Origin of the sequence: Paracholeplasma vituli (genome assembly GCF_025446935.1) — a bacterium.
Lineage (GTDB): Bacteria > Bacillota_I > Bacilli_A > Acholeplasmatales > UBA5453 > Paracholeplasma > Paracholeplasma vituli.
This window is the reverse complement of record NZ_JAOEGN010000001.1, coordinates 103,953-122,409: the sequence shown is the minus strand read 5'-3', so window position 1 is coordinate 122,409 and position 18,457 is coordinate 103,953. Positions and strand designations below refer to the sequence as shown.

The window sequence follows — 18,457 nt, the reverse complement described above, 5'->3', positions numbered from 1 at the left end:
CACCCTATGCAATCAACAACGTTGTCCCTGACTTTTTAAAAGCCTCAATATAAGCTTCACTAGGCATCTTATCCGTAATGACATAATCAATATCTTCAAACTCACAAGTCTTACATAAGAAGATCTTATCAAACTTGGTATGGTCTACCAATAAGATATGGACCTTCGAATGATTAAGCATCTCTCTTTTAACTAAGGCTTGTTCTAAAGATGCTTCTGTAATACCAGAGGCTAAGGATATACCTCCACAAGAGAAGATAAAAGCGTTACAGTTAAAGTTCTTAATATAGTTCACTGTATCTATCCCAAGGACTGAGTTTGTATTGTTATAAATAATACCCCCAGGTAGATAGACTCTGACATTAGGGCTTTGAGTAAGAATCGCTGCGTTATTTAACCCATTGGTAATAACGGTAACATTAGGTAGATTATCTAATAGCGGTAGTACATACCCAGCTGTGGAACTAGAATCCACAAAATAAGACTCATTCTTCGCTAATAGCGTCGCGCATTTTACCGCGATGCTGTTTTTTTCTTTTACCTGGGTTTGAACTCGGACTAATATAGATGATTCTCTAGATGATGATTCAATTAAAGAGGAATGACCATGGGTTCTATGAATGATCCCCTGTCTTTCCATATCATTTAAATCTCTTCTTAAGGTAGATTCACTAATAAAGAGTTTGTTTTGTAGACTCTTATTCGAAATCGTCTTTTCCTTTTTGATAATTTCGAAAATTTTTCGTTGACGTTCATTTAGTATCATAGATTCCTCCAAAAATGTGACTGAATATGACTGAATTTTACAATTATCGTGACTAATTGTCAAGATAACGTTCATTAGTTGACTTTAATCCGCCATAACTGTTATAGTTGTGATGAACCAAATGAAACCGTTTCCAGCGATAACAACGCGATTATATTTATATTTAGTAAGGACGAAACAAAGATGAAAAAAATGACTTTAGCTGTACTAGGGTTTGGCCAACGTGGGATTGTATTTTCAAATGTGGCTAAAGATTTTCCTGATGAAATCCAATTGGTGGCTGCCTGTGAACACAATATAAACAAACATACATGGATGAAACACACCTATGGATTGAATGAAAATCAAATCTATGGCGATTTTGATTCATTCATGAAGGCTGGTAAGCTCGCTGATATATTGGTCATCTCAACGATGGACCAAGATCATCATAAACATGCTTTAAAAGCATTAGAAGTGGGTTATGACATCTTACTCGAAAAACCCATCGCCTTAAGTAAAAAAGACATCTTTGAAATCAAACAATTAGCCAATCAATTAAACCGTAAAGTAGCGGTTGCGCATGTATTACGCTACACACACTTTTACAATGAGATTAAAAAGCTCATTGACCAAGGTGTGTTGGGTTCTATCGCAACCCTCCACCAAACAGAAAACGTTGGGTATCTCCATTACGCTCATAGCTTTGTGAGAGGTAATTGGCACAATTCAAATACCTCAAGTCCAATGATCCTAGCGAAAAGTTGTCATGACATTGATATCATCAGATACCTAGTTGGTAAAAGGGTAGAGAAAATCTCATCCTTTGGCACTCTCCACTATTTTAAAAAAGAAAACATGCCCAAAGGTGCTGCTAAAAACTGTATTGACTGTAAAGTAGATTGCCCGTTTAACGCAGTCAAGTTTTATGAAGAAAATCCAGCTTGGATGGCTTTCTTCAGTTTAGATACCGATGCCAAAAAGGTTTTATCTAATAGAAACTTAAATTACGGACGTTGTGTCTATGATATGGACAATAACGTCGTCGATCACCAAGTCTTAAATATGCAATTCGAAGATTATTCATCCGCATCCTTCACTATGACAGGATTCTCCTACAATACCCACCGTCGTATTGAGATTAAAGGAACCAAAGCAGAACTCATCGGTGATTTAGAGGATAATCTCATCACCGTCCTGCCTTACGGTAAACAACCTTTTACCATCGACATTAAAACACTCACCGATGATTTTTCTTATCACTCCGGTGGAGATAAGAATTTACTCATCGATTTCGTAAGAGCTGTGAGAGATAACACCTCATTTTTAACAGACATCAACTATTCAGTAGAAAGTCACTATTTAGCATTCGATGCGGAAGAATCCCGACTTAATCAGGGTTTAGTCATCGATACATCCAAATCATGGAGCGATTATGAACGATAATCATCATTACCTAACCGTGGATTTAGGCGCGTCTTCTGGACGCGTCATCATCATCACGGTAGGAAATTCAATTAAACAAAGAGAAGTACATCGTTTTACAAATCAGCCGATCCAACAAGAGGTTCTTTTAGTATGGGATTTTAAAAAGATCTTTAATGAAATCATGTACGGTATTCAAAAAGCCTTTGAAATCGAACCCGATATCGAATCGATTGGGATTGATACGTGGGGTGTAGATTACGGTTATCTCAGTAAAGAGGGTTTATTACTAAGAAACCCCGTATGTTACCGTGATGAAAGAACACGAGAGGGAGAATCATTAATCAATCGAGAGATTTCAAAAGAAGCCTTATATGAGCTCACTGGCATCCAGCACTTACGATTTAATACGATTTACCAGATTGCCTATGACTTAACATACGAACAAGCCTTATTAAAACAAGCCGATACCTGGTTGATGATCCCAGATTTAATCGCTTATTACCTAACCGGTATCAAGCGAGTAGAATTAACCAATCTCTCCACAACCAGTTTCTATAACCCGAATCAAAAAAATATCATTGATACTTTATACCAGATGGGATTTAACCCAGATTTTATACCCAAGATCATTTACCCAGGTGAAACCTATGGGTATCTCAAAGATGATTTAGTCTTAAAATATCAACTTAAAAAAGTACCGGTCGTCGCGGTATGTACACACGATACCGCGTCTGCGGTACATAGTACTCAAGTAAATAAAGAGGATGTCTATATTTCTTCAGGTACATGGAGTTTAATCGGTAAAGTCTTAGATAAACCACTGATTAACCAAGATACCTACAATGCCTCTTATACCAATGAAGTAGGGTATCTTCATCAAATTCGATTTTTAAAAAATATCGCTGGCTTTTGGATCAAAAACAAAATCATTGAAGCCTTTAAACTAGACAATATCGATTATAGAGTACTTGATGAAGACATCAAACAAAGCCTATACTTTGATTCCATCATCGATTTAGATGCCCCTGAGTTTGAACTAGGTATCGATATTCTCGATAAAATCAAATACTACTGCATTAGAACCAATCAAGAAACACCTAAAACGTTATCTCAATATTTAGCCTTATTCAATTACAGTTTGGTTTGTAAATATAAACACCACCTAGACACTCTCGAAAAGTTAACGAACATCAAAACCAAACAAATCAACATCATTGGCGGTGGATCGCAGAATGACCTCATCAATCAGATGACCGCTGATATCACAAGATTAAACGTAATTAAAGGGGATAAAGAAGCAACCTCCATTGGAAATGCGTTAGTTCAACACGAATCCAAATATACAGGGTTTACTAAACAAGACTTGTCGAAAGAAAAAAATAGGATTTTTAAACCCAAGACCGATTTATCAAGCATCTACCAAAAGTATCAAACCATCCTAAAGGAGAGAAACAAATGACCCAAAAAGAAAAATATAACTTAGCTAAATCAATCTACGCCAATTACGGCGTGGATATCGATCAAGCCATCCATACACTCAAACACACACCCATCTCCATCCAGTGCTGGCAAGGCGATGATGTCAAAGGCTTTTATAGTAAAGAAGCCCTCTCTGGTGGGATTTCTGTAACGGGAAACTACCCTTATAAAGCGAATACCCTCGAAGAACTACGAAAAGACTTAGAAATGGTCTTCAGCTTAGTGCCTTATCAACACAGAGTGAATTTACATGCTATATATCTCGATACCCAAGAATCCATCGGACTCGATGAAATTGAACCAAGACACTTTGAGTCGTGGGTTAAATGGGCTAAAAAAAATAATGTCAAACTTGACTTTAATCCAACCCTATTCTCACATCCAATGGCTAAATCTGGGTTTACACTTTCTTCAAGTGACGAAACCGTTAGAAACTTTTGGATCAAGCATGTAAAACAATCGAGAAAGATTGCCTCCTATTTCGGTGAAGCCTTGAATACGGATACGGTTTGTAACCTCTGGATCCCAGATGGTTATAAAGATTCTCCGTATTCAAGATTATCCCCTAGAGTCAGATTAAAAGAATCACTCGATGACATCTACCAAACCAAATTACCTCACGTAAAGGACACACTTGAATCGAAACTCTTTGGAATTGGGGCAGAATCATACACCACCGGTTCTCATGAATTCTATTTAGGATACGCAACCAAACATCATCTAGGCATTTGTTTGGATACAGGTCATTTCCATCCAACAGAACAAGTATCAGACAAACTATCATCCATGTCATTATTCGTCGATCATACCTTACTCCATGTATCTAGACCTGTGAGATGGGATTCAGACCATGTCGTTACCTTAAACGATGACTTAATCGGGGTTGCTGAAGCGTTAGTCAGGGATGATTTATTAAAGAAAACATCGATAGGCTTAGATTACTTCGACGCCTCAATCAACCGGATCGCTGCTTGGGTAATTGGAATTAGAAATACTCAAAAGGCCTTATTAAAAGCCTTACTTGAACCCAAAGAACTCCTTAAAAAGATTGAATTAGAACAAAACTATACACAAAGACTCATCTACACCGAAGAATTAAAAGCACTACCATTTGGACTGGTCTATGACTATATTTGTGAGACCGAACAAAAACCAGTGGGTATCGACTTCTTGAAGCAAATCGAAGCTTATGAAGCGACCATGAAAGGCAAAAGACTATGAAAAACATATTAGAATCCAAGTTTATCCAAGAATTCTCGAATGTCATTGACCGTATGTATTTACTTGGTTGGGATGAAAGAAATGCGGGGAACGTTTCGTTCATCCTAGATCAAGCTGAGCTATCCCTTTACTTAGACTTATCGAAACCAGGAAGATTGTACCCACTTCAAATCAATGCGAAAGCGTTGGCGGGGAAATACCTATTAGTCACCGGGTCAGGGAAGTATTTTAAAAATGTCAAAGAGCACCCTGAAGCGAACAGTTGTATCGTAAAAGTCACTGAAAATGGCGATCATGTGGAAATCCTTTGGGGATTAAAACCAACCGAAAGACCGACCTCTGAATTATCTACACACCTAGCTTCACACATCTCTAGACTTGAAATCGACCCAACACACCGCGTCATCATCCATACCCACACAACCTACACCAATATGATGAGTGCGATTACAGAGCTAGATGAAAAAACATTCTCAAAAGCGTTATGGGGTTTAAACACCGAAAACATCATCATATTCCCTGAGGGTATTGGTATTATTCCTTGGGAAATCCCCGGCAATGGCATCATTGGAAAAAACACAGCAGACAAATTTAAAACATTCAAAATCGTCTTATGGCCACTTCATGGTGTAGTCGCCTGTGGCGACACACTCGACTCAACCTTTGGTTTAGTTGAAACAGTGGAAAAAGCCGCTATGACCTATTTAACCATTAAACCATTTAGTAACCATAAACTCATTTCGGATGAAGATTTATTGAGACTTGCGAAAGCCTTTAACGTCAAACCAAATGAGGCATTTATCAAATGAAAAAGGTCTTAGGCATATTGATTTTATCCTTAGTGTTGTTATCCGGATGTAAAGAAAAAGATGAACCCATCATCGATGACACAGGTGCGATAGAACTTCTAGAAGACCCAACTTTTTCAACCGGCTTTCAGCTTCTAGGAATCAGCCCTGTGGAAGATGGTAGAACCATTCAAAGACATTTGGATTATAACGGAGAAGCCTTACCTTCAAGCAGAAATGTTTGGTACATGGCTCAGTGGTGGACACCTCATGATGTCACTGATTCAACCTATTCAAAAGTGAATGGTGTTCATACCTATCAAACAGAATCTAGAACATTACATATGAACCCTAGTGACAATGGTTACTTACGAATTGATCTACAAGCCTCTAAAGAATACTCAGAACCAAGACAAAGCGGTCAACCATGGACACACGCCCTCATTGAACAAAACTTCAATGAATCGGTGGGGATGTCTGAATTATCCGCACTCATCTTAAGACTTGAGGTCACCGTGAATTCGGTTGAAAACTTAACCGGTTCAGCCTATGACCCAGGAAAACATGCCGCACAGCTGTTATGGTATTTGACCTTACAAAACGTGGTACCTGAAGATAGTAATCCAAATGAAGTGGGTACCCGTGGCGATTTCTTATGGTTTGGCATTCCAATCTTTGATAATAGAACAGACTTTATTGCACAGTCCGCTCACCTTGACCAAGGTGGTCCAGGAACCACCAATAAACTCATCTACTCAATGTCATCAAGAAACTATTTTGATGAGAAAATCCAAATGGGTAAAACCTATCATATCGAAATCGATGTCTTACCTTACTTACAAGAAGCTTTCCTATACGCGATTAATAATAATGCGTTAGTCAATGCACAATATCAAAACATGCAAATTGGGTATATGAATTTAGGTTGGGAACTCCCAGGGACATTTGATGTATCCTCAACCTTTAGAGGTATCTCCATTAAAGCGATTAAAAAGTAGGTATCTATGAAAACAATCGAACTATTAACTGACCCACAGTTTAAAACAGGATTTCATGTGCTTGGGATTAATCCAACAATCAATCACAGAAAGATTTACAAACACTTAGATTATCAAGGCGAAGCCAATCCCACCAATAGGCCAATCTGGCAGATGGCCCAGTGGTGGACGCCATTTGATTTATGTGAATCTTCTAGCAAAAAAGTATTAGATAACTATATCTATGACACCCCTTCAAGACACATTGAAGTGAATCCCAAAACAGGGTATCTCAAGATGGATTTGAGCGGATCTAAAGAATACCCTAATGGGGTTAGAAAAAACGGTAGTGAACCATGGAGTCATTTGCTCATTGAACAAGACTTTGAACAAAGCGTCTCAGTAGATGAATTAAAATCACTCACCTTAAAACTCACTTTTAACATTGAATCTGTTAAAGATGAAAACCTCGGTTTATTTAACCCTAACCTACATGCTGCACAGCTTTTATGGTATTTCGTGATTCACGATACAGGGATTGAAGGTTCTAAGGGCTATGGCAACTTCAAAGAATTCTTTTGGTTTGGTATACCGCTTTATGATAACCGTTATCCATTCATTGAAGAGTCGATGCATGTCGACCAGGGAGGGATTGGTACAACCGGTAGACTCATCTACTCGATGTCCAATCGAAACTACTTAAAAGAACCCATTCAATTTGGAAAAACCTATCACATTGTAGTGGATATCTTACCGTTTGTCTTAAAAGCCAAACAGTATGCCTTAGACCACGGGTATTTAAAAAAACATGATCAAGCAAACTATCAAATAGGTTATATGAATTTTGGATGGGAACTGCCTGGACGATTTGATGTTAAATCATACATCCAAGGCGTTAGCGCATTAGCAGTATTAAAATAAGTCGATTCAACAACTGAGACAGTTGTAAAAAATATATGGAGGGAACCATGAAAAAAATCGTAGCATTCAGTTTAATCGTTGTTTTAGCATTTATGATGATGGCAAAGCAAGCTAAAGCAGCCGTATTACCAGAAAATCCACCAGTCGTTGGTGTAGAATCAACCACAACGGATTTCTATTCACATTGGCAACCAGGTAGTTTTGGTGCATCCCGTATTGGCGACCAAGGTGTCGCAATGGCGTTAACCACAGGGTTCGGCTTAAGAGCTGGATTTAGAACCCCATTTAACGCAACCGATTTTGAAATGCAACTGGATTTAACTTATATGGACCCAGGTACAGCAGCAATCACGTTCTTTGGACCACAAGGTTCATACATCAGTGGTAATGGTGCAGTCTTATCGATTGAATTTGTTAAGCACACCACAGTCGCTAATAAATACTTAGTCGCTATCCAAGTAGGTTCAGGCACACACCACATTTCCTTACCAGAATTCATTTTGGCTGAACAAGGGGATTGGGAAGATGCGAACTGGAAAGGCTATCAATTAGTCGCTTTAGAAGATGTGATCACCGTATCGATCAAAGAAGTAGGCACCAATGTGAATGTGACCATCAATGGTCAAGTATTCACCGTCGCTTCAGCCACTTTCTATCAAAACTTCGCAGATAAGACGAACTCTTATTTCCTAGTTGGTGGATTAAACATCGATGGTTCGATTCAAACCTTAATCGCGAATTATGTTGTGGATGCTAGCCGTAGAGCGTATTATGCAGAAGATGGTGCTTATGACACCTTCAAAACAAACTTAGTCGCTTTAGAAGCCGCATTATTAGAAGACTTATCCGTGATCGCGAATGTACAAGCTGCACAAGCCATCAACGCGAACATTAACTTTGATTCATTGAAATCATATGACAAGAATTATTACCAAGCACGCTATGACGCGGCTCAAGACACCCTTGAAGCAGCAATCACTGAACTTGGTGGCGACATCGTCTTAGATGAACTTGAAGCTTCCGTAGTCAACCTAGAAGGTAAAGTCAATTTAATTACCAACTTTGCTACAGCTAATCAAGCTATCACCCAATTAGAAACAGCCCAAACAAAAGAATTAGCCGTAGATTCAAGTGAATTTACCCCAGAACAACTTACAAGACTCACAGCATTATCCGGTAGAATTGAAGACGCCGATGCATTAATCATTTCTAAGGTTCACGATTTAGTTTCAACTCAAATCGATGCTTTCGAAGCCTCTGTATTAGACTTATCAGATATTTCAAAAGTCAACGCAGCCCTCGATGCGAAAGCAGGCGTTTCAAATAACTTAATCAGCTTATTAGCAGAAGTAGACCAAATTGAATTCAATGATGCGTTTGACGCTGCTGAAGCTGTATTGCTTGAAGCAACCCAAACCTTAGAAGGTTGGATTGTTGGCGATAACACCTATGTCATCGAAAACAACAATAAGATTGAAGCGACTTTCCTAGGCTCTGGTTTAGGTGAAGGCAACAATGGTTTATTCTATGAACTTGAAGCACTTGATGTCAGAAACTTCAAGATGACTTTAGACATTTCTGCCATTACAGTAGAAGCTGGTGGATGGATTAGCTTTGGTATTATGGAAAATCCAGAAATCTTCTCAACTGCCGATGATGCTTCTGTACAAAACAATAAAGGCTTATTCTTCTTGATTATCCCTGATGGCGCAAATCAAGCGAGAGTTGAAATTTATATGTTAAGCCTATATTCTAACCGTTTTTTTGATGCGAAACGTACAGCGACCCTAACGATAGATTTATCAAATGAAATAGTCATTGACTTCTCAACCGAAATGAAGACAGTCTCTGGGGTCACAGATGAATATCTAAAACTTTCCATAGGCGGCCAAGTGATGACTGGTGATACTATCACAACAAGATCCTTAAAAACATCTTTAGCCAATGGTACAGGTTATTTATACTTAGCGGCCACCGGTGGAACCAATGCTTCTAAGAATACCTTAAGCGTATCCTTAATCAATGGTAAAAACCCACTTTCTGAATCCTTAGCCGTTGCTTATGCACCAGCACCGCATGTATTAACAACAACGCTATCTTATGAACTTGAATCCTTAACCGATAAGAATATCGAATTCTATAACAGAGATTTAACCTACACTGTGAAAGTGAATGGTGTGGTTGTTGATGGTGCAAACTACACTTATGCAAACAACGTTCTTAAACTTAAATCAAGCTTCTTAGAAACACTTGAAGCTGGAGAACACGAAATTAAGATTGAAACAGCGGGTGGGTCAGCAAGCGTTGCTTTATCCATCACAGCAGCCCCTGCAGCGCCACAATCTTCTAACCGTGCTTTAGTCTTATCCTTAAGTATTGGTGGCGGGGTCATCCTCTTAGCCGCAGCTGCCTTCTTCGTATTTAAGAAAAAAGGTATCTAAATGAACAAAAGAGTAATCTATAAGCACTTAATCCTGTTTATCAGCTTACTCTTTACCAGTTTTATTCTGAGTGCTTGTCAAAAAGACTTAGGCTATCAGTATGGAGAAAAACAAATGTTAGTAAACGTATGGAAAGATAAAATCATCTATAATGAAACGGTTGTCTTAGAAGATAACGGTTCGGAAATATCCGGTAAGTTACTCTTTACACCCACTGAAATCATATCTGTAAGAGATTATACGCTTGATAAAGAATATGATCCAAAAGAATATGAAATTAGAGATAACACCCTCATTAGAACCGATGTTTCCACGATGCCCTATTTAACATCTGAACAGTTGGCTGGAAAAAACTTACCTGAAGAGTACGCTTTTAGTACCTATCAAGCGAAAGCCCCAGGCACACAAATTATCTTTACTGAAGGCATTGGGATTGTCATGCATCAAATCGCCGTAACGTATAAACACGCATCCACATGGGCAGGCATTACACCTGCCCATCAAGCGGATGCATTGGCGCGATTTACTAAAAAAATAAATGCTGGTGAAGCAGTAAATGTCGTATTATATGGAGACTCGATTTCCACCGGAGCGAACGCTTCAGGCATCTTAGGCATCAAACCCTATTTGGACGATTTTGGAACGCTATTTACCAATTACATCCAAGATAAATATGATTCAGAAGTCAGCTTAATCAACACCGCTAAGGGTGGTATGTTGGCTTCGTGGGGAAAAGACAATGTCGATACCCTCGTCAATGACTATAACCCTGATTTAGTCATCATTGGGTTTGGGATGAATGATGGGTCTTTAGGGGTTTCTCCATTAACCTATAGAGAACACATTGAATTTATGATTCGTTCAATTCAATCCAGACACCCGGTTGCGGATATTATTTTGATTCAAACTATTTATGCGAATCCGTTATCCATTCAAAACCAAGGTCAAAAGAATTACTTAGTTGAGTTAGAAGCGTTAAAAGACCAATACGGGGTGGCGTTACTCGATATGGGTAGTATTACTGAAGAGCTTTATAAAACCAAAAAGGGTGTAGATATTCTCGCGAATAATATCAACCACCCGAGTGACTTTTTAGTTAGAATCTATGCAGCAGGACTCATTCGAGTGTTGGAGGGATAAGAGATGTTAACTTATAGCGCAAATCACAACAGTTTAATTGAAGCTTCTTATGAAATGAAAGAAGAAGCGAGAAATGCTGCGCTATTTACCACAGGGAATGGGTACTTTGGCATCAGAGGATCATTTGAAGAATTCGGTTCTTTGAATGTTCAAGGCGCGTACATCCGAGGTTTAATCGATGAAATCATCGAGATTCCTCAAATTTATATCGATAATATGTATATGCGAAAATACTATATCAATGAGATCGAAGCGAAACAGTTCGAGACTCAAGATTCGTGTATTAATTTTGCGGATATTTTACTCTTAAGATTTACCATTGGGGGGCATACCTTTTACCCTTGGGAAGGTAAGATTGAATCGTGGGTTAGATACATTGATACCAACGATGGGTGTTTAATCAGAGAAGTGGTTTGGAATGACTTAGAAGGTCATTTAACCAAACTCTCCTTTAGACGGTTCGCCTCATTTAAAGACAACCACCACTATTTCATTCACGCAACCCTAGAAAAACTCAATCATAACCTCGATGTTGTGATTGATAGTGGGTTAGATACATTCATTAAAACAAACGGACAAAAGAAATCCAAACTAAAATCATTCGATTATGATCAAGGTCAGTTTTTGTTTGGTATTGGAGAGAAATATCATTTTGAAACAGCGATTTCCATTCACAATGAAGTAGAAAAAGAATCATCCGAATGGATGTATGATACCGGTTGTCATTTTGAACGTATACATCCGAAACAAGAAAAAGTAATCCACATCAAAAAAGCGATTGTGGTTCATATGACCCAAGATGTACTGTTGAAAAGCGAACTTGCAAGTGTTAATCATCAGGCAATGAGAGAAGTGAAAGAACAACCCCATAGTTCGCACTATCAAAAGCACCTAATCGCCTATGTTCAAGCATTCACACGAATGAATATTGAACTTGACCATAAAGAAGATGAAGCCTTACTTCAATATGCTAACTATCAAACTCTCATTTCACTAGACCGTTATGACCAAGTTCATAGCGTCAGTGCGAAAAACTTAACCGGTGAAAAATACAATCAATTTGTATGGTGGGACGCTGAAATATTCCAATTTCCTGTGTATTTAATGACACAACCAGAAGCGGCGAAATCGATCTTGATGTATCGGTATAACCGGTTAGAAGAAGCCGTTAAAAATGCGAAAAAAGAAGGCATTGATGGCGCACGTTATGCGTTTTGTTCATCGGTATTAGGGGATGAGAAAGTATGGGCTTATGCAAGACACCCGTTTATGCAAATCCATATCAACTCGGATATCGCCTACGCAATCCTCGCCTATTACCGCGTAACTAAAGACCATGAGTTTATGGTGAATTATGGGGTAGAGATGCTTTTAGAAATTTCCAAGTACTTTATCCAAAGAGTTCAGTATAATGAAAATGAGGATATCTACGATTTAAATAACGTCACAGGTACCGATGAACACCACCCTTATATCAACAACAATGCCTATACCAACTTTATGGTTTCCTATGTATTAGGAGAAACTGTTGAGTGGTTAAGAAACAAGGTTTTAAAGGATAAGTATGGTATTCAAAAACCGTTACTCGACAAAATAAAACAAGTCTCTTTAAAGATTAAAAAAAGCATTACCAAGGATGGCTATATTCCACAGTTTGATGGGTACTTCAATTTAAAAGAAACCCTCGAAGTGACTGGCAATGGGTCAGCCAAGAGTTTCCAAATGAAACAATCAGGCCTTTACCATGAATCTCAAGTCATCAAACAACCGGATGTCATCATGCTATTTACCTACATCGATTTACCATTAGGACCTGTCTCTTATGAACGAAACTGGCAATACTATGAAAAGATGTGTGAAGCCTCCTCTTCACTCACCTACCCAGTTCACGCCATCGCAGCGATAGACCATCAAGAGTGTGATAAGTTTTATGATTACTGGTATAAGAGTGTCGCTATTGACATCATCGACCACCACAAAGAAGCCCATTTAGGCTTACACGCTGCGTGTATGGCTGGTGGATGGTACTCAGTATTTAGAGGTTTATTTGGCTTTAAACCAGCCCTCAATTACTTAGAATTAAACCCAACGTATTTTGAGCGTTGGGGGAACGTTAAAATGGAATTCATGTATCAAGGTAAACTAGTCAAAGCGGAGTTGTCTAAAGAGTCTGTAACGATTTATTGTACATCCCCACTCCGATTGGTTTATAAACAACAAACATTCGAACACACAAAGAAAACCATCATACCACTAACCGGTATGAGAAAGGATCAAATATGAAAAAAGTCTTGACCCTAGTTGCTTTAATACTATCGCTAGTAATCGTGTCAGCTTGTAACGGTAATGGCGGTGTAGGTGAAGTAAAAACCATCGTGATTGATGGGGGTGGCGATATTGGTAACTTCAATACAACCCCACTCATGACCCCAAGTGAAGCCAATCCATTTCCTTATAATACATTAGAAGTATTGGCGAGAGAATGGGAAAAGTTAAATCCGAAATACAAAATTGAAATCAATAAAACATCTTCTAATGGCGATAGAGCCATCTTAGTGCCACAATTAAACAATAAGACCGCCCCAGATATTACCTATCAAAACGGAACGGTTGTCAACATGGATTTAGGTAAAGATTACTATGTCGTTTTAAATGAGTATTTAAATAAACCAAACAAATATGTTTCAGGGAATAAAGCCTGGAAGGATTTATATATTCCTGAGGAACTTGCCCAAAATATGGCAAGTGATGGCAATTATTACACCATCACGTTAGAAAAAGTACCGGTGGGCATTATGTATAATAAAGCCATCCTCGCAGAAGCGGGCATCACCAAAGTACCTGAAACCTATGCAGAGTTTTTACAGGCTTTAAGCGATATTAAGTCCAAGACTAATAAAGAAGCCTATACTACGACTTACACATGGTATGATATTGTTTTAGAATCTACGATGTTCTCTGATATTTTACCGCTTGCAGATGTGCTAACAGTCAATGGTAAAGTCGATACGGAAGAATTTGTCAGAGCCTTTGAAAAAGGCATCTGGAACCCAACTGTAAATGCGATAGGTTCAGGCGCATCTTTAGTGGATAATCGTTATTATGAATACATCAAAGTCACGAAGATGAAGACAGAGTTTTACCCACAAAATTGGCAAAGCTATGATGCTCATACGAATTTTGTCAACGGCAATTTGGCCATGGTTGAAGTAACAGGTAGGGAAATCCGTAAGTTATCCATCAATAAGAACATCAATTTTGAATGGGGTGTCATGCCGTATCCTGACCTAACTACAGCAACCACTCAACATGCGTATTCGCCGTCGATTCGAGGTGTTGCTGGACTTGCAACACCGTGGTTTATCACTAATTCGGCAGTAGAAAAAGGTACAGTTGAAGGCGCAGTTGATTTCTTAATGTTTTTAACAGCACCACAGAATAATAATCGTTTAATCGGTGATTTAAAAGGTGGTATTCCACTGAATCCAGATTCAGAGACTGCCATCGCACCATACCTTCAAGATTTATTAGAGATTTATACCCAAGATAAAGCAACCGTAAACACAGGTAGCCGTGTATATTGGGGTTCTGTAAATTCATGGGCTATGTTAGGTTATGCTTATAACACAGCATTCATCAAGAGCTTACAAGATATTGATAATAAGGTTAAAACCACCGAAGAAGTAGCTCGTTCTTTGGCACAAACAATTCGAAATACGATTCAAGCACTCAAAATAGAAAACGAGTACGACGAATCTAAATGGTGAGGATTATGAAGAAAAATCAGCGAAAACCCAAATTTCAATACAAAGCCTTTATATGGCTTTCGCCAGCGATTTTGTTATTGCTGATTTTTTCTTACTATCCACCGATTCGAACATTGATGTTTTCGTTTACGGATGCGAATGGTGCAGGGATTGGAAAATTCATTTTCCTTGATAATTTCATTGAACTATTCACATCCCCAGTTTTTTATCGAAGCTTGTTTAATGTGGTAATTTTTATTGTGGTAGGGATGTTTGTAGGTAATTTTGCTACAATCTTTCTAGCCGAGTTATTATATAATCTAAAAAGTCGATTTGCGAGTGCATTATACCGTTTCTTATTTATCATACCGGTATTAGTCCCTGCTGTCGTCGTCATTCTTATTTGGCAATATATCGTGTTTGCTGGTGGTGATTCGGGTATTGCGAATCGACTCATCAACTTCTTCGGTGGTGGCAATCAAAACTGGTATTTTGATCCTAAATTAGCGCCAGTAGCCATTATGTTAACTGCATTTCCATGGGTTGCCGGGACTTCATTTTTAATCTATTTAGCGGGACTACAAAACATATCCAGTGGGGTCATCGAAGCCTCTAAGCTTGATGGTGCAAACCTACTTCAACGAGTGATTCGAATCGACATGCCTTTATTGAAAGGTCAAATCAAATACTTTGTTGTGATGGGAATTATTGGGGGATTACAGAACATTAATCTACAGGTTTTAGTCACAGGTAGTGGGCCAGGAACAACGAACGCGACGAATGTCCCAGCCTTCATGTTATTCGAAGAAGCGTTCACGTATGACCGGTATGGCTATGCCTCTGCAATCGGGATTGTTATTTTTCTAATGACGTTAGGGGTTACCCTTTTCAATATGAAAAAACTGAAAGGAAATGACTAATATGCTGATCGTTAGATATTTAAAGAAACAATATGTCGAAGTCATCATAACTTTATTAGTAGTGACCTTATTGGTTTTATCATTCTACCCATTGTTCATGCTTGTCATTAAAAGTTTTAAAACCATTTCAGATGATCAGTCTAACCCATTCGGATTACCCAAAGTATGGAGTCTTGAAAATTATGAATATGCTTGGATTGTCATCAAACCGTATTTGTTTAATTCGTTGTTTGTTACGATCATTCAAACTTTTGGGATTGTTTCCATCGGTTCATTTACAGCGTTTGCTTTTGTGAGATTCAATTTTCCGTACAAAAACACCATCTTTTATATGATCATTGCTTTGTTGATGATGCCAGGAATAGTGACCATCACCAGTCAATATGAACTTGTTAATAAACTCGGGTTAGTGAATACACATTGGGGTGTTATTTTGCCCGCTATTGCAGGTTCGATTCCGTTTGCAACATTCTTACTCAGAACCTCATTTTCTGGTGTTTCTACAGAATTATTGGATGCTGCAACTATCGATGGTGCAACTGATTTTCAAGTCTACTATAATGTGATGTTACCCATCTCAAAACCCATTATTTGGACTTTGGTAATTACCTCATTTATTGGTGGTTGGAACGATTACTTATGGCCATCACTGGTCTTACTTGAAGAACGATTACACACGTTACCGATCGCACTAGTCAATTTCACCTCAGCTTATTATGGTATGACAGGTGGTTATGGGGCACCTTTTGCAGCGTATGTCATCAGCAGTTTACCACTACTCATCGTGTTTTTATTAGCATCTAAACAATTTATCGCTGGATTGACCAGTGGTAGCATTAAAATGTAAAGGAGAAACCTATGAAAAAAAGCCTGATACTGTTTTGTATGTTAGGATTATTTATGACGCTTACAGCCTGTAATCAAAAACCACCGAATCCAGAAAGTAAGGTCATTGAACTCATTCAAGATAATCATTTCCGTAATGGATTTGTGATATCTCCAGCAGATAATGAACCACAACCAGACAATCGTTATCCTTTAGATTATAATTTGACCTATGGGACACCAACGGGTCAGATTGCTTGGCTTTTAGGGCAAGCTGGCAATCGTTTTGGATTAGCGGATGATTATGCATTGAATGGTAAAAAAGTTGCCTATGTGGATGGTTTCTATACCATTGAAGATCCATCTAAAAAACTCATTATTAATCCAGATACTGGCGAAATCACATTTGTCTTGAATACCTCAAAAGAATACCTACGTCCAAGAGAATCTAAAGAAGCTTGGCCCCATTTATTAATCCAACAAGGCTTATCACAAAATGTATCAGTCAGTGATGTAGAAAGCATCGTATTGAGTCTTTCCATTCAATTGAATAGTTTAGTGAATCATATGTCAAATGCAGAGTATAACGCCTCATTACACACAGCACAGTTCTTGATGTACATTGTAGTAAGAAGTAATGCAGCTGCTGATGCAGGTGAATATATGTGGTTTGGTATCCCATTTTTTGATGCACGATATCCATTGATGCAAGAAAATGGCATGATTGATGCAGGTACTTCAGGTAATACGGGGAAGTTTATCTATCAAATGCCACAAATTGATTTTATGCCAAATGGGTTACAAGTAGGTGTTCATAATGACATTAACATCGATTTGATTCCATACTTTGCTCGCGCATTAATGCTTGCTAAACAACAAGGCGCATTACTCAATACCGAGGTAGAAGATTTATACTTAACGAACATGAATATTGGGTATGAAATACCAGGGACATATGACGTTTCAATAACCCTCCAAAATTTCTCATTAAAGGCGACCAAGAAATAATATGATAAAAGGTGTAATATTTGATTTAGATGGGGTCATCGTTTCAACCGATGACCTTCATTTTGAAGCATGGCAATTTATTGCAAATCAGGAAGGAATACCTTTTGATCGAACTATCAATCATCAGTTGAGGGGTGTTTCGAGAATGGAGTCTTTAGAGATTATTTTATCTAGAGCATCTAAGGTGTACTCTAATGATGAAAAGCAATCATTGGCTACTCAAAAAAATGAATTCTATGTAAGATTATTAGATCAACTATCAGAAGCAGATATATTACCCGGTGTAAAAGAGACTATTCGATTGCTAAAACAGCAAAATATTAAGATTGCTATTGGTTCATCTAGTAAAAATGCAAGGAAGATACTAAAAAAGATTGGATTACTGGATAGTTTTGACGCGATTATTGATGGTAATGACATCACATACAGTAAGCCTCATCCTGAGGTGTTTATTAAAGCGGGTCAAGCACTGGGGTTAAAACCTGAACAATGTGCTGTCGTTGAAGATGCAGAAGCTGGTATCTTAGCAGCAAAAAATGCTAAGATGTTTGCTATTGGCATAGGGCCAGCAAGTCTCTCAAAAATGGCGGATAAAACACTACTAGGAATTAACGAACTATTGGTTGGACAAGCATTCCTTGACAATAAATGATTAATGACTATATTGGTAACCCAAGTACAATATAATAACCAAAAAAGAGACCAAATGGTCTTTTTTTGGTATAAAATGAAAAATTCAGTATTTTTTTCTAAAATAAAGCGGACAAAAAATTAATAAAATTCGTTTTATTAGTATGAATGGGGTACTATCTAATACA

Annotated in this window: 15 protein-coding genes; 14 read left to right on the top strand and 1 reads right to left on the bottom strand. The window is 38.1% G+C overall.

Features of this window, described 5'->3' with window-relative positions; all coding sequences use genetic code 11:
* Nucleotides 1–4: 4 nt before the first annotated feature.
* Nucleotides 5–766, bottom strand: coding sequence for a DeoR/GlpR family DNA-binding transcription regulator (locus tag N7603_RS00555; protein ID WP_262095363.1), 762 nt, complete (start codon nucleotides 764–766; stop codon nucleotides 5–7).
* A 183-nt stretch (nucleotides 767–949) separates the two neighbouring features.
* Between N7603_RS00555 and N7603_RS00550 the strand changes: the two genes are divergently transcribed.
* From N7603_RS00550 to pgmB, 14 genes are read left to right on the top strand one after another with little or no spacing between them, the layout of a single operon-like run.
* Nucleotides 950–2,191 carry a Gfo/Idh/MocA family protein gene (locus tag N7603_RS00550; RefSeq protein WP_262095362.1) on the top strand — a complete coding sequence of 414 codons (1,242 nt, stop codon included), beginning with the start codon at nucleotides 950–952 and terminating at the stop codon, nucleotides 2,189–2,191.
* The gene (locus N7603_RS00545) at nucleotides 2,181–3,632 is read left to right on the top strand and encodes a rhamnulokinase (RefSeq protein WP_262095361.1); all 1,452 of its coding nucleotides are present in this window, start codon (nucleotides 2,181–2,183) and stop codon (nucleotides 3,630–3,632) included. Before N7603_RS00550 ends, N7603_RS00545 begins: the two co-directional genes overlap by 11 nt.
* The gene (locus N7603_RS00540) at nucleotides 3,629–4,873 is read left to right on the top strand and encodes an L-rhamnose isomerase (RefSeq protein WP_262095360.1); all 1,245 of its coding nucleotides are present in this window, start codon (nucleotides 3,629–3,631) and stop codon (nucleotides 4,871–4,873) included. The genes N7603_RS00545 and N7603_RS00540 overlap by 4 nt, the downstream gene beginning before the upstream one ends.
* Nucleotides 4,870–5,682: a rhamnulose-1-phosphate aldolase gene (gene rhaD, locus N7603_RS00535; RefSeq protein ID WP_262095359.1), complete on the top strand. Its 813-nt coding sequence runs from the start codon at nucleotides 4,870–4,872 to the stop codon at nucleotides 5,680–5,682. Before N7603_RS00540 ends, rhaD begins: the two co-directional genes overlap by 4 nt.
* On the top strand, nucleotides 5,679–6,659 hold the full coding sequence (locus N7603_RS00530) for a hypothetical protein (RefSeq protein WP_262095358.1): 981 nt from the start codon (nucleotides 5,679–5,681) through the stop codon (nucleotides 6,657–6,659). Before rhaD ends, N7603_RS00530 begins: the two co-directional genes overlap by 4 nt.
* A 6-nt stretch (nucleotides 6,660–6,665) precedes the next feature.
* Nucleotides 6,666–7,559 (top strand): hypothetical protein, encoded by an 894-nt coding sequence (locus tag N7603_RS00525; RefSeq protein WP_262095357.1) that lies wholly within the window; start codon nucleotides 6,666–6,668, stop codon nucleotides 7,557–7,559.
* A 47-nt stretch (nucleotides 7,560–7,606) separates the two neighbouring features.
* On the top strand, nucleotides 7,607–10,000 hold the full coding sequence (locus N7603_RS00520) for a hypothetical protein (RefSeq protein ID WP_262095356.1): 2,394 nt from the start codon (nucleotides 7,607–7,609) through the stop codon (nucleotides 9,998–10,000).
* Nucleotides 10,001–11,140 carry an SGNH/GDSL hydrolase family protein gene (locus tag N7603_RS00515; protein ID WP_262095355.1) on the top strand — a complete coding sequence of 380 codons (1,140 nt, stop codon included), beginning with the start codon at nucleotides 10,001–10,003 and terminating at the stop codon, nucleotides 11,138–11,140.
* Nucleotides 11,141–11,143: 3 nt separating this feature from the next.
* Complete coding sequence (locus tag N7603_RS00510; RefSeq protein WP_262095354.1) at nucleotides 11,144–13,423, top strand: glycoside hydrolase family 65 protein; 2,280 nt, start codon at nucleotides 11,144–11,146, stop codon at nucleotides 13,421–13,423.
* Entirely contained in the window at nucleotides 13,420–14,907 is a 1,488-nt protein-coding gene (locus N7603_RS00505; RefSeq protein ID WP_262095353.1) for an ABC transporter substrate-binding protein, read from the top strand. The genes N7603_RS00510 and N7603_RS00505 overlap by 4 nt, the downstream gene beginning before the upstream one ends.
* A 5-nt stretch (nucleotides 14,908–14,912) precedes the next feature.
* A complete protein-coding gene (locus tag N7603_RS00500; protein WP_262095352.1) occupies nucleotides 14,913–15,806 on the top strand; it encodes a carbohydrate ABC transporter permease in 894 nt (297 codons plus the stop codon).
* Nucleotides 15,799–16,653, top strand: coding sequence for a carbohydrate ABC transporter permease (locus tag N7603_RS00495; RefSeq protein ID WP_262095351.1), 855 nt, complete (start codon nucleotides 15,799–15,801; stop codon nucleotides 16,651–16,653). The genes N7603_RS00500 and N7603_RS00495 overlap by 8 nt, the downstream gene beginning before the upstream one ends.
* 11 nt (nucleotides 16,654–16,664) lie before the next feature.
* Nucleotides 16,665–17,639 (top strand): hypothetical protein, encoded by a 975-nt coding sequence (locus N7603_RS00490; RefSeq protein WP_262095350.1) that lies wholly within the window; start codon nucleotides 16,665–16,667, stop codon nucleotides 17,637–17,639.
* Nucleotide 17,640: 1 nt separating this feature from the next.
* Nucleotides 17,641–18,291, top strand: coding sequence for a beta-phosphoglucomutase (pgmB, locus tag N7603_RS00485; RefSeq protein ID WP_262095349.1), 651 nt, complete (start codon nucleotides 17,641–17,643; stop codon nucleotides 18,289–18,291).
* Nucleotides 18,292–18,457 lie beyond the last annotated feature (166 nt).

Excerpts from the sequence above, each read along its gene's own strand:
- rhaD (WP_262095359.1), top strand. The coding sequence starts at position 4,870 with ATGAAAAACATATTAGAATCCAAGTTTATCCAAGAATTCTCGAATGTC.
- N7603_RS00500 (WP_262095352.1), top strand. The coding sequence starts at position 14,913 with ATGAAGAAAAATCAGCGAAAACCCAAATTTCAATACAAAGCCTTTATA.
- pgmB (WP_262095349.1), top strand. The coding sequence starts at position 17,641 with ATGATAAAAGGTGTAATATTTGATTTAGATGGGGTCATCGTTTCAACC.
- N7603_RS00545 (WP_262095361.1), top strand. The coding sequence starts at position 2,181 with ATGAACGATAATCATCATTACCTAACCGTGGATTTAGGCGCGTCTTCT.
- N7603_RS00510 (WP_262095354.1), top strand. The coding sequence starts at position 11,144 with ATGTTAACTTATAGCGCAAATCACAACAGTTTAATTGAAGCTTCTTAT.
- N7603_RS00490 (WP_262095350.1), top strand. The coding sequence starts at position 16,665 with ATGAAAAAAAGCCTGATACTGTTTTGTATGTTAGGATTATTTATGACG.
- N7603_RS00550 (WP_262095362.1), top strand. The coding sequence starts at position 950 with ATGAAAAAAATGACTTTAGCTGTACTAGGGTTTGGCCAACGTGGGATT.
- N7603_RS00495 (WP_262095351.1), top strand. The coding sequence starts at position 15,799 with ATGACTAATATGCTGATCGTTAGATATTTAAAGAAACAATATGTCGAA.
- N7603_RS00540 (WP_262095360.1), top strand. The coding sequence starts at position 3,629 with ATGACCCAAAAAGAAAAATATAACTTAGCTAAATCAATCTACGCCAAT.
- N7603_RS00530 (WP_262095358.1), top strand. The coding sequence starts at position 5,679 with ATGAAAAAGGTCTTAGGCATATTGATTTTATCCTTAGTGTTGTTATCC.
- N7603_RS00525 (WP_262095357.1), top strand. The coding sequence starts at position 6,666 with ATGAAAACAATCGAACTATTAACTGACCCACAGTTTAAAACAGGATTT.
- N7603_RS00515 (WP_262095355.1), top strand. The coding sequence starts at position 10,001 with ATGAACAAAAGAGTAATCTATAAGCACTTAATCCTGTTTATCAGCTTA.
- N7603_RS00555 (WP_262095363.1), bottom strand. The coding sequence starts at position 766 with ATGATACTAAATGAACGTCAACGAAAAATTTTCGAAATTATCAAAAAG.
- N7603_RS00505 (WP_262095353.1), top strand. The coding sequence starts at position 13,420 with ATGAAAAAAGTCTTGACCCTAGTTGCTTTAATACTATCGCTAGTAATC.
- N7603_RS00520 (WP_262095356.1), top strand. The coding sequence starts at position 7,607 with ATGAAAAAAATCGTAGCATTCAGTTTAATCGTTGTTTTAGCATTTATG.